Source organism: Citrobacter sp. VF227 (assembly GCF_052950715.1).
Genome location: NZ_JBRFVF010000712.1, coordinates 1 through 280 on the forward strand (window position 1 = coordinate 1; position 280 = coordinate 280).

The window sequence follows — 280 nt, forward strand, 5'->3', positions numbered from 1 at the left end:
TGATCAACGTGCTTGAACACTATGGCGCTTTGCGTGCGGCACGTCGTTTATTAACTCCTCTGCTGCGTCCTCTGATGGGGATCCCCGGAAATACCGGCCTGGCGCTGATCGGCAGCCTGCAGAGCACTGACGTTGGCGCATCGTTAACGCGAAATCTGGCCGACGAAGGCGAAATTACGCAAAACGAAAAAGATATTTTCGCTATGTTCCAGTTCTCTGCTGGGGCAATGATCACCAACTTCTTTTCCTCCGGTGCCATTCTGTTCACGCTGATGGCGGT

The 280-nt window shown here is 53.2% G+C and carries 1 protein-coding gene; it reads left to right on the plus strand.

Translation table 11 applies throughout. The features are described from left to right. The coding region (locus ACU8YC_RS28685; protein ID WP_446896477.1) for a nucleoside recognition domain-containing protein at positions 1-280 on the plus strand (280 nt) is incomplete at both ends.